This is a genomic window from Micromonospora sp. CA-111912, assembly GCF_050948415.1.
Classification (GTDB): Bacteria; Actinomycetota; Actinomycetes; order Mycobacteriales; family Micromonosporaceae; genus Micromonospora.
Genome location: NZ_CP192007.1, coordinates 5,404,752 through 5,419,329, shown reverse-complemented (window position 1 = coordinate 5,419,329; position 14,578 = coordinate 5,404,752). Strand labels below are relative to the sequence as shown.

Sequence of the window (14,578 nt, the reverse complement as noted above, 5' to 3'; positions counted from 1 at the left end):
CCGGCCGGCGCACTCGCGTCGGCCGGACCCGAGGGTCACGGCCGCTGGGGCGGGGACTGGGTCTTCGCCGGGTCGCGCTCGACGATCGGGTCGAAGATGTCGTCGATCGCCTTCAGCAGGCCCTCGTCCAGCTTCACGCCGGCCGCCTTGACGTTGTCGCGGACCTGCTCAGGGCGGGACGCGCCGATGATCGCCGAGGAGACGTTCGGGTTCTGCAGCACCCAGGCGATGGCGAGCTGTGGCATGGTCAGCCCGGCCTGCTCGGCCAGCGGCTTGAGCTGCTGCACCCGGGTCAGCACGTCATCGGTGAGGAACTTGGCGATGAAGCTCGCCCCGGACTTCTCGTCGGTGGCTCGGGAGCCGGCCGGCGGCGGCTGGCCCGGCAGGTACTTTCCGGAGAGCGCGCCCTGGGCCATCGGCGACCAGACGATCTGCCCGAGGCCCAGCTCCTCGCTGGTGGGGACGACCTCGGTCTCGATGACCCGCCACAGGATCGAGTACTGCGGCTGGTTGGAGACCAGCGGCACGCGCAGCTCGCGGGCGAGCCGGTGGGCCTCGCGGATCTCCGACGCCCGCCACTCGGAGACGCCGATGTAGTGCGCCTTGCCGGAGTGCACGACGTCGGCGAAGGCCTCCATCGTCTCCTCCAGCGGCGTGCTGTGGTCGTACCGGTGGGCCTGGTAGAGGTCCACGTAGTCGGTCTGCAACCGGCGCAGCGAGCCGTTGATCGACTCCATGATGTGCTTGCGGGACAGGCCGCGGTCGTTGCGACCCGGGCCGGTCGGCCAGTAGACCTTGGTGAAGATCTCCAGACCCTCGCGGCGCTCGCCCTTGAGGGCCCGTCCGAGCACCTCTTCGGCCTTCGTGCCGGCGTACACGTCGGCGGTGTCGAAGGTGGTGATGCCCGTCTCCAGCGCGGCCCGGACGCAGGCGGTCGCCGCGTCCTCCTCGACCTGCGAGCCGTGGGTGATCCAGTTGCCGTACGAGATCTCGCTGACCAGCAGGCCCGAGCGGCCCAGGTGTCGGAATTCCATGCCCCGACCCTAGCCCGGTCGGATCATGGTCACTCGTCGGCGGGCCGGCGCGCCGCGCAGGTCACAGCAGTGGGCTGGTGTCGGCCAGGAGCCGGTCGATCTGCTCCACCACCCGGTCCCGGCTCGGGTGCACCGGGTCGAGCAACGGCTCGCCCCGCCGGTCGAGCGCGCCCCAGCGGCCGGCGCCGTCGCCGACCAGGAACGCGACCGGGTGCACGACCAGCGCGGGGTGCGTCGGCGCCACGACCATCCGGCCGGTGCGGTCCACCACCCCGCGTCGGCCGTTCAGCTCCACCACGGCCAGGCCCTCGTCGGTGAAGCCGTCGACATAGCGTCCGTCGGCGAGCGCCGTGGTGAGGCCGTGGTACCGGGTCGGCACGACCACCGCGCCGGAACGGTCGACGACTCCCCAGCCGCCGTCGGCCCGGACCGCCGCCACGCCGCGCCGGAACGGGCGTACGTCGTCGAAGCCCGGCGGGATCACCACGATGTTGGACGGGTCGATCGCCATCCAGTCGCCGGTGCCGTCCATCGAGACCCAGGCCAGGCCGTCGGAGAACGAGCCGACCGCGCGGTAGCCGTTGTTCGCCTGGATCAGGGTGCGCCCGGTCTCGTCGATCAGCGCCCAGCGGGCGCCCTCCGGGCGGCGTACCCAGGCCATCCCCTCCCGGAACGGCTGCACCTCGGCGTGGTCGGTGCCGACGACCAGGTTGCCGTCGGCGTCGGCGTACCCCCACCGGTCCAGGTCCTCGTCGTACGTGGGCACCGGCGGCCGGCCGGTGCGCAGGATCTCGTCCCGGCTGCGCGGGTACGGGCCGAAGCCGTCCCGGCCGGCCCGCTCGGCGACGGCGTCGAGGGCCACCCGGGTCCGGCCGGTCAGCTCGGCGTCGGCCGCCCGGTGCAGGTCCAACGCCCGCTCGAAGTGGTGACACGCCTCGATCAACCGGCCCTGGTCGTAGCTGCTCCGCCCGGCGTGCTCGTGCAGGGCCGCGCGCAGCCGGTCGGGCAGCTCGGTCGAGTTGGCCTCGGCGAACAGCCGGTCGGCCTCGGTGAACTCGCCCCGCCAGCGCAGCACGTGGGCCAGCCGAGCCCGCGTCAGCGCGGTCCGCCGCAACTCGCCGGTGGTCTCGGCGTACGTCAGGGCGAGCCGGGCGTCGTCGAGCGCGTCGTCGAGGTCGCCGAGGATCCGGGACGCGACAGCCCGCAGGCTGAGCAGCCGGGCCCGGGACCGGTTGTCCAGGGCGACGGCCAGTTTGGCGGTCAGCCCGTCCCGTACCGCCCGCAACCGCCCCGGGTCGTCGGTCTCCTCCCGCAGGGTCTCCGGGTGCAGGCGCCACCGCAACGCCGCGAGCGCCTGCTCCGGGTCGGCGACACCGACCGCCCCGTCGGCCGGGGCAACGGCCCGCCGGTCCTGCCCGACCCGCACGTCCATGGCGGGGACGGACCCCGACCCGGCGGGCGACACCGGCCGCCCGGGCGGCCCGGAGACGGGGTACGCCGGTACTCCCGACACGGGGTACGCCGGCAACCCGGAGACGGACCGCGCGGGCGGTCCCGAGACGGGCCGTGCCGGCGGCGTGCCGGCGGGCTGCGCGGGTGGTCCCGAGGCGGGCCGTGCCGGCGGTCCCGAGATGGGCCGCGTCGGCGGCATGGAGGCGGGCCGTGCCGGCGGCGCGGAGACGGGGCGTGTCGGCTGCTCCGGCACCGGTGCCGCCGACACCGGTGCCGCCGCAGCCACACCCCTCGGCGCGGATGCCGGTCCCTCCTCCGCCGACACCGCGACGGGCGAGGTTCCCGAGGTGGCCGTCGCGGCCGGCGGGCGGGCCGCCTCCGGGGCCGACGGCTCGGGGGCCGGCACCTGCTCGGGGGCCGGCGGTGCGGGCCTGCTCGGTCGGAACCAGGCGTCCGAGTGGTCCGGGGTGGGCGCAGGGGCGCGTGACGGCTCGGTCGACACCGGAGCGTCGGGGCTGTCCGGAGGCGGTGCGGGCCGCGCCGTGGGGGAGTCGGCGGGCGCGGCCGTGGCCACAGTGTCCTGTGGCGCGGGGGCGGTCACGGCCGACAGTGGCTCGTCGACCGGCTGCCGGCCCGGTGGCCGCGCCTCCTGCCGAGACTGCGGGGTCGGCTCGCTCCCCGACGTCTCCTCAACGGCCCGGACGGCGAGACTTTCGTGTTCGTCGGCGACGCCACTCGCCTCGTCGGCGACAAGGCGCGGTTCGTCGGCGACGCCACTCGCCTCGTCGGGGACGACGCGCGGTTCGTCCGCCCGGACCTGCGGCTCAACGGCTCCGACATGCGCCCCATCGGCGTCGACGAGACCGTCGACGTCCGTGCCGTCGGTATCCGTGCCGTCGGCGTCCGCCCCGGGGTTGTCGGCGTCCACGCCGACGGCGGCATCGTCGAGATCCACGGCGAGGCCGGTGTCGCCGGCGTCGGGCAGCGGACCGGCCGGCGGCTCCGGGCAGCCGACGATGGCATCCAGCCGGTCGTCGTCCGCCCCATTGACGTCCATCGGGCTGGCGTCCGGCTCGGCGGGTCGTGGATCGACTGGGCCCGAATCCGGCTCGACCGGCGGCTCAGGGGCGGCCTGGACCGCAGACAGCGGCTCGGGGAACGCAGGCAACGGCTCCGGGACCGCAGGCAACGGGTCGGTCGACACCTCGGCTGGCTCCGGCTGGCGCGGAACCGGCCGTGCTTCCGCGCGCTCGGCGGGGCTGTCGTCCTCGGTTCGAAGGGACGACGACAACTCGCCCGCGTCCGGCGTCCGCACACCGGCGTCCGGCTCTGCGGCCTCGGGCGCCGGGCTGGGGTCGGCGGGTGCCCCGGCGGCGGCCGGAAGGCGATCTGCCGGGGTGGGCGGAACTGGCCCGGCAACATCCACCGGTACGGGCTCGTCGGCCACCGCGTCCACCGGGCCCGCCGCTGTCGGTGTGCCGGCGCGCGGGGCTGACCCCACCAGCGGTTCGTCCCGCTGTGCGGGTGCGGATACGTGCCCGGACGGCTCGGGGGCCGGCAGGAACTCCAGTCGAAGCCGGGGCGTTGGCGGCCCGGAGACCGGCTCGACCGGGGCAGCGGACGCCATGCCCCCGGGCGGCCCCGAGACGGGCCGTACCGGTGGCGTGGGCCGGCTGGGTGGCCCGGACACCGCTGGTGCAGGCGGCCCGGACACCGGCGCGACGGACGTCGGGTCCGTGGCCGCCCGGGTGGCGGGTGGCGGGGCGACCGGCGCTACCGGCTGTGCGGGGACGGGCGGCGCGGGTGGCCCGGAGACCGGCGGGCCGGACACGGGGGCACTCGCAACCGGCATGCCACCTGCCGGCCGTTCGGGACCGAACGCGCCGGGAGCCGACGGCCCGGCCAGCGGCGGCCCAGAGCTCGGAGGACCCGAGACGGGCCGCCCCGGAACAGACCGTCCGGCCACGGGTGGACCCAGCACCGCCCGGTCCGGCTCCGGCGGGTCCGAGACCGGCCGACCCGGGGCGTCCGAGACCGGAGGGCCCGAGACCGGGGCGTCCGGGACCGGGGCGTCCGGGACCGGGGCGTCCGGGACCGGGGCGTCCGGGACCGGGGTGTCCGGGACCGGAGGGCCCGAGACCGGGGGGCCCGGGACCGGGGCGGCCGAGACGGGCGCGTCGGTCGTGAGCGGGGTGCGGTGCTCGTCGTGCGGTGCGCTGGCGGCCGGCTCGGCCGGTGGCCGGTGCGGTGCAGCCAGTCGGTGCGGCGGCGGGCCGAACCGGAGCGCGTCGCTGGGCGGCTGCTCGGTGCCTGGGTGCTCGGCCGGAGGGACCGGGTGGACCGGATCCGGCCCGGGACGGCGTGCGGCCGGCTGGTCGGCGTCGGGTACGGGCCGGACCGGGGCCTCGGGCGGGTGCCCGGCGAACCGCCGGTCGTCGCGGAGCGGCTGCGTGCCCCGTTCGTCGCGAGGTGGCGGGACGCGCCGTTCGTCGCGGGGCGCAGGGGCGAGCCGTTCGTCGCGGGCGGGCGGAACGGGCCGGTTCTCGCGGGCCGATGGGGTGTCCCGGTCGACCGGCGCGGGGCGCCCGTACCGGTCGTTGGCGGACCGTGCGTCGGGCCGGCCTTCGACCGGTCCGTCCGGGCCGCGCAGGTCGGCCCGGGCGGCGTCCGCGAACCAGGGGTCCTGTCGCGTGCCGTCGACCCGTTCCGCGCGGTCGACCGGCCGCGTGCCGTCGATCGGCCGTGTGCCGTCGACCGGCCGTGTGCCGTCGACCGGCCGCGCCTCGGGGCGAGCCGGGTCGGTCGGGCTTGCGGCGGGGCGGGAACCGTCGCCGGGGCGCGCGGGTCCCCGATCCGGGCCCGGCATCCGGCCCAGGTCCGGCCGTAGGGGACCGGGTTCCGGCCAGGGCAGACCGCCGTCGCGGGCCGGTGCCGGCCGAGCGGTCGGGTGGCGGTACGGCTCCGCCCACGAGGCGGCCTCCCGGCTGGCGTCCCGGTGCGGTTGCCCGTCCCGATCGACGGGGCGGTGCGGCGCCCCGGCAGCGGGTCGGCCGGCGTCCGGCTGGCCGACGCCGGAGCGGCCGGCATCCCGCTGCCCGTGCTCGGGCACCGTCCTGTCGACGGGGCGCGCGGGGCCGGTTCCGGGCGACGGCGTCCAGCCGCCGCGGTCCGGCGCCGGCCGGCCGTCGCGCTCCTGGCTCGGCTGGCCGGCGCGGTCAGGACTGGTCCGGCTTTCACGCTCCGGGCTCGGGCGGCCGTCGTGGTCAGGGCTCGGCCGGCCGTCGCGGTCCGGGGTGGGCCGGTGACGTTCCGGCCAGCCGGGTCGGTCGGGTCCGGGCCGATCAGCTCTGGGCTGGTCAGGTCTGGGCCGGTCGGGTCCGGGCCGGTCGGCTCTGGGCTGGTCAGGTCTGGGCCGGTCGTGGCCGGGCCGGTCGGAACCGCTTCGGTCGCCGGTCGTCCGGTCGTAGGAGTGGTGACGGCGTTCCTCCGGCTCGGGCAGCCACCCCGGCTCCTGCCGGTGCGCGGGGGACACCGGCGCCGACGGCTCGGACGGGGGAGTCCGCCGGCCGGGGTCGGCGGGGTGCCGCTGGTCGTACCGGTCACCGTGCCAGCCGGCCGCCGGGCCGCGATCCACCGTCCACTCGGGCCGGCGCGGCTCGTGGCGCGCGGGCAGGTCCGGATCGGGCCGCAGCGGGTACGCCTCGACCGGCCCCCGGTCCGCCGGGTGCTGGTCGAGGCGCCGCCCGCTGTCATCGCGGCCCCGGCGGCCGGACCGGTCGTGGTCCGTCGCCTCGGGCCGGCGGTCCTCGCCCCGCAGGCCGTACCCGCGCTCGTCGTGTTCTGCGGCCCCGGTGCCACGCGGGCGCCAGGCCTGTTCGCGCTCGTCGCGGCCGTGCCGGTCGGGAGCCCGCTCGTCGCGGCCCCGGCGGTCGTCGACGGGGATGTCGCGGTCCCGGGCCGGGCCGGCCCAGGCCGGGCGCGCGTCGGGCCGGCGCGGTTCGGCCGGGCCCGCGCGGCGGTCGTCCCAACTGCGCCGGGCGTGGCCGTCCGGGGCGGGGGCCTCCCAGGGGTACGCCCCGTCGCGCCCACCCGGCGCCGGGCTCACCGGTCCGGCGTCGGGGCTGACCGGCTGCGCCTCGGCCCGGCCGACGACGGTGGCCCGGCCACGGTGCTGGGGCGGCAGGTGCCGCAGATGCCGCAGCCCGATGTCGCCGGGGTAGCGCTGCCCCGGGAACTGCGGCCGCCACTCCGAGGTCGGCGCGAAGACCCAGGACGGTTCGGCCGGGTCGCGCCAGCGGTCGTAGAAGTCGCCGCTCATCGCAACGCCTCGTCGCCGCTCGCGTGGCGAGCCCTGGCGCCCGGCTCGCGTCGCTCGCTCACGGCGATGTCACCTCGTTGGAAATTGTCGCGCTGGGCGCCCCGCCCGCCGGTAAAGTCGCCCGGTCCGGCATGGCGTGGCTGCGGAAGGAGGGTAACGGCGTGGGCTCTGTCACCGCCACTGCGGCACCGCCCACCGAGTCAAACATTATCCTATGGTTTCGGACATTCAGTGCCATAGCGGGATCGGGATTCCGACGATACGCCACGTACCGGCAGGCGGCGGTGGCCGGTGCCGTCACCAACACCGTCTTCGGGTTCCTGCGCTGCTACGTCCTCCTCGCCGTCGCCGGCGCGGCCGGCAGCGCCGCCGGCTACGACCGGGAGCAGCTCGCCACCTTCGTCTGGGCCGGGCAGGGCCTGCTGGCGGTGGTCCTGTTCTGGAGCTGGACCGATCTGGCCGACCGGATCCGCACCGGCGAGGTGGCCAGCGACCTGCTGCGGCCGGTCCACCCGGTGACCAGCTACCTCGCCACCGATCTGGGCCGGGCGGGCTGGGCCTGCGTGTCCCGGCTGCTGCCGCCGCTGACGGTGGGTCCGCTCTTCTTCGACGTCCATCTGCCCGCCCGCTGGCCGACCGTGCCGCTGTTCGCGCTCTCCGTGCTGCTCGCGGTGGTGATCTCCTTCGGCTGCCGCTTCCTGGTCAACGCCACCGCCTACTGGCTCGAGGACGTCCGTGGCCCGCAGATCCTGTGGACCCTCGCCTCGGGCGTGCTCGCCGGGCTCTACTTCCCGCTGCCCTTCCTGCCCGACGCGTTCTACCTGGCGTTGCAGTTCGGCACCCCGTTCCCGAGCATGTTGCAGATCCCGCTCGACGTGCTGGTCGAGCGGGACCCGGCGGCCACCCAGGTCGGGTTGGTCGCGGTGCAGGTCGGCTGGGCGGTCGCGGTCCTGGCGCTGTGTCGGCTGGTGCAGCGCCGCGCCGAGGGCCGGTTGGTGGTGCAGGGTGGCTGAGCCGGTCGTCCTGCCCCGGCAGCGGCCACCGGGGAGCCCTCGGTGCCCGTCCGGCCGGCTGGCCGCGTACCGGGCGTTGCTCGGGGCGCAGGCGCGGTCGCAGGCCGCGTACCGGACGTCGTTCGTGGTGGACCTGGTCGGCAACGTCGGAGCCACGGTCTTCGACGTGGTCACCGTGCTGGTGATCTTCGGGGTCACCCGGGAGCTGGGTGGGTTCACCCTCCGCGAGGCGCTGGTCATGGTCGGGCTCTCCACCGCCGCGTTCACCATCGCCGACCTGCTTGTCGGCAACGTCGAGCGGCTGCCCCGGTACGTGCGCACCGGCCTGTTCGACGCCGTGCTGCTGCGTCCGCTCGGCGCGCTGCCCCAGCTCCTGCTGATGGACCTGCCACTGCGCAAGGTGTCCCGGGTGGTCTTCGGCGTGGGCGTGCTGGCGGTGGCGGTCGGCTCGGCGGGAATCGACTGGACCCCGGGCCGGGTGGCGCTGATGATCATCGCCCCGCTCGCCGGGGTGGTCTTCTTCGGGTCGGTCTTCGTGGCCACCGCGACCGTCTCGTTCTACTGGACCGAGTCGGGGGAGCTGGCCAACTCGATCACCTACGGCGGCAAGGACTTCACCTCGTACCCGGTCACGGTCTTCGACGGCTGGTTCCGCGCGGCCTTCGCGTACGGGATGGGGTTCGCCTTCGTCAGCTACCAGCCGGCGCTGGCGCTGCTCGGCCGCGCCGACCCGCTCGGCCTGCCGGCCTGGGCCGGCTGGGCCGCCCCGGCGGTCGCGCTGGTCGCCGCCGCGCTCGCCGCCGCCGCCTGGCGCGTCGGGGTCCGCCACTACCGGAGTACGGGGTCATGAGCGTCATCGAGGCACGCAACCTGCGCAAGGAGTTCACGGTCCGGGTGAAGGCGGGGCGGCTGCGCCGCGAGAAGCGCACCGTCGGCGCGGTCGACGGGGTCGACCTGCTCGTCGAGCGGGGCGAGATGCTGGGCTACATCGGCCCGAACGGCGCCGGCAAGTCCACCACCCTGAAGATGCTCACCGGCGTGCTCACCCCCACCTCCGGCGAGGTGCGCGTCTGCGGCCTGCGCCCGGTGCCCGAGCGCACCCGGCTGGCGTTGCGCATCGGCGTGGTCTTCGGCCAACGCTCCCAGCTCTGGTGGGACCTGCCGCTGGGTGACTCGTTCGACCTGCTGCGGCACGTCTACCGGGTGCCGGCCGACGCGCACGCCGCCCGGCTGCGCCGCTGCCGCGACCTGCTCGACCTGGACGGCTTCCTGGACACCCCGGTCCGGCAGCTCTCCCTCGGCCAGCGGATGCGCGGCGAGCTGACCGCCGCCCTGCTGCACGGCCCGGAGGTGCTCTTCCTCGACGAGCCGACCATCGGGCTGGACGTGGTGAGCAAGCAGGCCGTCCGGGGCTTCCTGGGCGAGCTGGGCCGGGCCGGCGACACCACCCTGGTGCTCACCACCCACGACCTGGCCGACATCGAGCGGCTGTGCCGGCGGCTGGTGGTGATCGACCACGGCCGGGTGGTGCACGACGGCACGATCGCCGCCCTGCACGACCGGTACGGCTCGCGCCGCCTCGTCGTCGCCGATCTCGACGCCGCCCTGCCGGAGCCGCCGGAGCTGCCCGGCGCCCCGCTGCGCCGGGTCGAGGCGGACGGGCACCGGCTGGTCTTCGCGCTGGAGTCGGCGGGTGCCGCCGAGGTGGTGGCCGCCCTGGCCGGGCTGGCCACCCTGCGCGACATCTCGATCGTCGAGCCGGACATCGAGGAGGTCGTCGCCCGGCTCTACGGCCGGGGGGAAGGGCCCCTCGTCGAGGCCTCCGGTGCGGCATCGTGACGGCCGCCCGGGCAGGCGCGGGTCAGACCGGGTCGCCGACCTTGACCCGGGGCTCCGGTGCGCGCATCCGGCGGAAGGTGATCGACCGCATGATCGCGTACAGGTAGAGCGAGCCCATCCGCTCGCCGCTGGTCGGGAAGCGCGCCTGGACCAGCTTCTTGATCTTGCGGCTGATCAGGACCGAGTCGATCACCACGCCGAGGGCGAGCACGCCCCACAGGATGTTCGAGATCAGCCGGACGATCGGCGGCATCGCCTGGTTCGAGCCGAGCAGCACGATCAGCGCCCCGCCGAAGAACCAGGTGCCCACCGTGCGGCGGGAGTCGACCACGTTGCGGGCCAGCAGCTTCACCGGGCCCCGGTCGCGGGGTCCGCCCTCGCGGCGGAACTCGGCCGACGACTCGGCGCGCAACCGCCGCCGCCGCTCCCGGGCCTCCTCCTTGCTCAGCGGCTTGGTCGGGCCGGCCGGCCGGCGGCCGGCGACGGGCCGCTTCGGCGTCTCCCGACCCAGCTCCTTCTTGCTCGGGGTGTAGCTGCGGCGGGCGGGCGCGGACGCCTCGTCGGGCGTCACCGAGGTGACGGACTCGTCGACGAGGTCGGAGGACTTGCGGCGAAACAGCGACGGCACGAGGAAAGGGTAGCCAAACGCCCGCGCCCGGTGCACATCGCGGTGCACCGGGCGCGGTCAGGCAGTGAGCGAGGTTACTGGCGGCCCCCGCCGGAGCGGCGTTACGGCCGCTCGACGTGGGCGCCCAGGTCGGCCAGCTTGGCCTCGAAGTCCTCGTAGCCCCGGTTGATCAGGTCGACGCCGTACACCCGGGAGGTGCCCTCGGCGGCGAGCGCGGCGATCAGGTGGCTGAAACCGGCGCGCAGGTCCGGGATGACCAGGTCGGCCGCGTGCAGCTTGCTCGGGCCGGCGATCACCGCGGAGTGCTTGAAGTTGCGCCGGCCGAACCGGCACGGGGTGCCGCCGAGGCAGTCGCGGTAGACCTGGATGTTGGCGCCCATCGTGTTCAGCGCGTCGGTGTAGCCGAGCCGCTGCTCGTACACCGTCTCGTGGACGATCGACAGGCCCCGGGCCTGGGTCAGCGCCACGACGAGGGGCTGCTGCCAGTCGGTCATGAAGCCGGGGTGCACGTCGGTCTCCAGCGCCACGGCGTGCAGCTCGCCGCCCGGGTGCCAGAACCGGATGCCGCCCTCCTGGCCCGGGTCGCCCAGCTTCGGCGGCCGGGAGTCGGTCACCTCGTACTCGCCGCCGACCGACCGGAAGACGTTCAGGAAGGTCATCATGTCGGCCTGCTGCGCGCCGAGCACCTCGACGTGGCCGCGGGTGGCCAGCGCCGCCGCCGCCCAGCTCGCCGCCTCGATCCGGTCCGGAATCGGCCGGTGGGTGTAGCCGTGCAGCTTCGGCACGCCCTGGATCTCGATCACCCGGTCGGTGTGCACCTTGATGATCGCGCCCATTTTCTGCAGGATGCAGATCAGGTCGATGATCTCCGGCTCGACCGCGGCGTTGCGCAGCTCGGTGACGCCCTCGGCCATCACGGCGGTGAGCAGCACCTGCTCGGTCGCGCCGACGCTCGGGTACGGCAGGGCGAACTTGGTGCCGTGCAGCCCGTTCGGGGCGGACAGGTGCAGCCCCTCCGGGGTCTTCTCGACCGTGGCGCCGAACTCGCGCAGCGCCTGGAGGTGGAAGTCGATCGGGCGCGGCCCGATGTGGCAGCCGCCCAGGTCGGGGATGAACGCGTGGCCGAGCCGGTGCAGCAGCGGCCCGCAGAACAGGATCGGGATGCGGCTGGAGCCGGCGTGCACGTTGATCTGGTCGGTGCTGGCGCTCTCGACGTTGGCCGGGTCGAAGACCAGCTCACCGATCTCCGCGCCGTCGGTGACCTTGACCCCGTGCAGGCCGAGCAGGCCGCGGACCACCTCGACGTCGCGGATGCGCGGCACGTCGAACAGGCGGCTGGGGCTGTCGCCCAGCAGGGCGGCGACCATCGCCTTGGAAACCAGGTTCTTCGCGCCGCGCACGCGGATCCGCCCTTCGAGCGGAGTACCTCCGTGTACGACCAGGACGTCATCGGTCAACGCAACCTCCAGCGCGTCGGTGCTGCCGTGTTTGTGATGTTGCGGGAGTTGTCGGTGGTACCCGCAGTGCGGCCGGCGGTAAACGGGCCCGCGCGTGTCGTCGCCCCGGCAGCATAGCCCTCGGTGACCAGCTTGGATGGGGTCACATCGCCCCGGAGGGCACGAAACGGGGTGTCACGTGCGCAAACGCACCCGTAATGTCACGCAGGGTGATCAGGTTGTCGGCGCTGTGGGATCGGTGGCGGGGAGGGCCAGCATCTGGTCCAGCGCCACCCGGGCGTGGTGCGCGGTGTCCGGGTCCACCGTGATCTGGTTCACCACCCGGCCGGCCACCAGCTCCTCCAGCGCCCACACCAGGTGCGGCAGGTCGATCCGGTTCATCGTCGAGCAGTAGCAGACCGCCTTGTCCAGGAACGTGATCTGCTTGTCAGGGTGGGCCAGCGCCAGCCGGCGCACCAGGTTCAGCTCGGTGCCGATCGCCCACGCCGAGCCGGCCGGGGCGGCCTCGACGGCCCTGATGATGTACTCCGTCGAGCCCACGAAATCGGCGGCGTTGACCACCTCGTGCCGGCACTCCGGGTGCACCAGCACGTTCACCCCCGGCACCCGCTCGCGGACGTCGTCGACGCTGTCCAGGGTGAACCGGCCGTGCACCGAGCAGTGCCCGCGCCACAGGATCATCTTCGCGTCGCGGAGCTGCCCGGCGGTGAGCCCGCCGTTCGGCTTGTGCGGGTCGTAGAGCACGCAGTCGTCGAGCGAGAAGCCCATCTCCAGCACGGCGGTGTTGCGGCCCAGGTGCTGGTCGGGCAGGAACAGCACCTTCGACCCCCGCCCGTATGCCCAGTCCAGCGCCCGCTTGGCGTTGGACGAGGTGCAGACCACGCCGCCGTTGCGGCCGACGAAGCCCTTGATGTCGGCCGAGGAGTTCATGTACGTCACCGGAACGGTGTCCTGCGCCACGCCCAGCTCGGTCAGCACGTCCCAGGCGGTCTCGACCTGGGACAGCACCGCCATGTCCGCCATCGAGCAGCCGGCGGCCAGGTCGGGCAGGATCACCTTCTGGCTGCCGGTGGTGAGGATGTCGGCGCTCTCGGCCATGAAGTGCACGCCGCAGAAGACGATGTACTCCGCGTCCGGCCGGGCCGCCGCCTCGCGGGCCAGCTTGAACGAGTCGCCGGTCACATCGGCGAACTGGATCACCTCGTCGCGCTGGTAGTGGTGGCCCAGCACGAAGACGCTGTCGCCCAGCGCCGCCTTCGCCGCCGCCGCCCGGGCCACCAGATCGGGATCGCTGGGCGCCGGCAGGTCGCCCGGACACTCCACGCCGCGCTCGGTGGCGGGGTCACCCCCACGGCCGAGCAGCAGCAGGGCCGTCGCGGTGTTGGAGGGTTCCGCCCACATCGAAGTCACGCCCTCATGGTTCCACAGCCGGGAAGGGGGCTCGTGGCGGTGTGGGCTGCCACACTGCCTCGCACCGAAGTGCCCTGCCACACTGCTCGGCATGCGCGTGCTGCTCTGTCCCGACAAGTTCGCCGGCACGCTGCCGGCTCAGGAGGTCGCCGCGGCGGTGGCCGAGGGCTGGCGGGAGGTGGCCGGCGGGGATGACCTGCTCATCCGCCCGCTCGCCGACGGCGGGCCCGGCTTCGTCGCCGTCCTCGCCGAGGCGCTCGGCGGGCGCCGGGTGCCGGTGCCGACCGTCGACCCGCTCGGCCGGCCGGCCGACGGTGAGATCCTGCTCACCGACGACGGCACGGCGTACCTGGAGAGTGCCCAGGCTTGCGGCCTGCACCTGCTCGCCGCCGCCGAGCGCGACCCGAAGGCCACCACCTCGTACGGGCTCGGCGCGCTGGTCACCGCCGCCGTGGAGCACGGCGCCCGGACGGTGGTGATCGGGCTCGGCGGTTCGGGCACCAACGACGGCGGGGCCGGCCTGCTCACCGCGCTCGGCGTCACCACGCTCGACGAGGCCGGCCGGGCCCTGCCGTACGGCGGGGCGGCACTGGCCGGGATCGCCGGGCTGGACGGCGCGCCCCGGCTGCGCGGCGTCACCCTGGTCGCCGCCACCGACGTGGACAACCCGCTGCTCGGGCTGCACGGCGCCAGCAGCGTCTACGGCCCGCAGAAGGGCGCGATCCGCTCCGACGTGCTGCTGCTCGACGCCGCGCTGGAGCGCTTCGCCGGCGTGCTGGAGCGGGACCTGCCCGGCTGCCCGGCGGGCCTCGGCGCGCTGCCCGGCGGCGGCGCGGCCGGCGGCCTCGGCGCGGCGATCCTGGCGCTCGGCGGTCGGTGCGAGTCCGGCATCGGCCTGGTCACCGAGGCCATCGGGCTGTCCGCCGCGCTCGACGCGGTCGACCTGGTGGTCACCGGCGAGGGCTCCTTCGACCACCAGTCGCTGCGCGGCAAGGTCGTCGCCGGGGTGGCCGGGGCCGCCCGGGACCGGGGGGTGCCCTGCGTGGTGCTGGCGGGACAGGTGAGCACCGGGCGGCGCGAGGCCGCCTCGGCCGGGGTCACCGACGCGTACAGCCTGGTGGACCACTTCGGCGGTGAGGAGCGCGGCGGGCTGGACGCGGCGCTAAGCCGCCCGGCGGAGGGGCTGCGTGAGCTCGGCGCCCGCCTGGCCCGCCAGTGGAGCCGCTGAGCGCAGCCGAGGAGGGCGGCTGACGACCCGACCGGCCCCACCTTTCCACCTATCCTCCTAGGACGGCCCGCCGGTTGTGTCGTCCCGGGTCACGTCGACCGGGTGGCCCCGGCCGGGGCGGCGTACCATCGGGTCTGCGACCACATCGGGAATCACTGGACGACGCGAGACGTTGGCCAGTGCGTCCAGACCCAGACCG

At 75.2% G+C, this 14,578-nt stretch carries 11 protein-coding genes; 6 read left to right on the top strand and 5 right to left on the bottom strand.

All coding sequences use genetic code 11. The features are described 5' to 3' along the window. Positions 1-35: 35 nt before the first annotated feature. Positions 36-1,034 (bottom strand): aldo/keto reductase family protein, encoded by a 999-nt coding sequence (locus tag ACQPZO_RS22355; RefSeq protein ID WP_433343685.1) that lies wholly within the window; start codon positions 1,032-1,034, stop codon positions 36-38. Between the two features lie 61 nt (positions 1,035-1,095). Next, on the bottom strand, positions 1,096-2,685 hold the full coding sequence (locus ACQPZO_RS22350; RefSeq protein WP_433351159.1) for a WG repeat-containing protein: 1,590 nt from the start codon (positions 2,683-2,685) through the stop codon (positions 1,096-1,098). 516 nt (positions 2,686-3,201) lie between these two features. Between ACQPZO_RS22350 and ACQPZO_RS22345 the strand changes: the two genes are divergently transcribed. From ACQPZO_RS22345 to ACQPZO_RS22325, 5 genes are all read left to right on the top strand, one after another. Beyond that, complete coding sequence (locus ACQPZO_RS22345) at positions 3,202-3,981, top strand: hypothetical protein (protein ID WP_433351400.1); 780 nt, start codon at positions 3,202-3,204, stop codon at positions 3,979-3,981. A gap of 711 nt (positions 3,982-4,692) precedes the next feature. After that, positions 4,693-5,373 carry a hypothetical protein gene (locus tag ACQPZO_RS22340; protein WP_433351398.1) on the top strand — a complete coding sequence of 227 codons (681 nt, stop codon included), beginning with the start codon at positions 4,693-4,695 and terminating at the stop codon, positions 5,371-5,373. Between the two features lie 1,592 nt (positions 5,374-6,965). After that, positions 6,966-7,817: an ABC transporter permease gene (locus ACQPZO_RS22335; protein ID WP_433343683.1), complete on the top strand. Its 852-nt coding sequence runs from the start codon at positions 6,966-6,968 to the stop codon at positions 7,815-7,817. Continuing rightward, a complete protein-coding gene (locus ACQPZO_RS22330) occupies positions 7,810-8,667 on the top strand; it encodes an ABC transporter permease (RefSeq protein ID WP_433343681.1) in 858 nt (285 codons plus the stop codon). Before ACQPZO_RS22335 ends, ACQPZO_RS22330 begins: the two co-directional genes overlap by 8 nt. Then, positions 8,664-9,656 (top strand): ABC transporter ATP-binding protein, encoded by a 993-nt coding sequence (locus ACQPZO_RS22325; RefSeq protein ID WP_433343679.1) that lies wholly within the window; start codon positions 8,664-8,666, stop codon positions 9,654-9,656. Before ACQPZO_RS22330 ends, ACQPZO_RS22325 begins: the two co-directional genes overlap by 4 nt. A gap of 22 nt (positions 9,657-9,678) precedes the next feature. Here the strand turns inward: ACQPZO_RS22325 and ACQPZO_RS22320 are convergent, their stop codons facing one another. From ACQPZO_RS22320 to nadA, 3 genes are all read right to left on the bottom strand, one after another. Next, positions 9,679-10,284, bottom strand: coding sequence for a DUF3043 domain-containing protein (locus tag ACQPZO_RS22320; protein WP_433343677.1), 606 nt, complete (start codon positions 10,282-10,284; stop codon positions 9,679-9,681). A 101-nt stretch (positions 10,285-10,385) separates the two neighbouring features. Continuing rightward, positions 10,386-11,741 carry a UDP-N-acetylglucosamine 1-carboxyvinyltransferase gene (gene murA, locus ACQPZO_RS22315; RefSeq protein ID WP_433343675.1) on the bottom strand — a complete coding sequence of 452 codons (1,356 nt, stop codon included), beginning with the start codon at positions 11,739-11,741 and terminating at the stop codon, positions 10,386-10,388. A 213-nt stretch (positions 11,742-11,954) separates the two neighbouring features. Then, positions 11,955-13,151 carry a quinolinate synthase NadA gene (nadA, locus tag ACQPZO_RS22310; protein ID WP_433343673.1) on the bottom strand — a complete coding sequence of 399 codons (1,197 nt, stop codon included), beginning with the start codon at positions 13,149-13,151 and terminating at the stop codon, positions 11,955-11,957. A 91-nt stretch (positions 13,152-13,242) separates the two neighbouring features. On the opposite strand from nadA, the gene ACQPZO_RS22305 reads away from it, so the two are divergent. Then, the gene (locus ACQPZO_RS22305) at positions 13,243-14,379 is read left to right on the top strand and encodes a glycerate kinase family protein (protein ID WP_433343671.1); all 1,137 of its coding nucleotides are present in this window, start codon (positions 13,243-13,245) and stop codon (positions 14,377-14,379) included. The last annotated feature ends 199 nt before the right edge of the window (positions 14,380-14,578 follow it).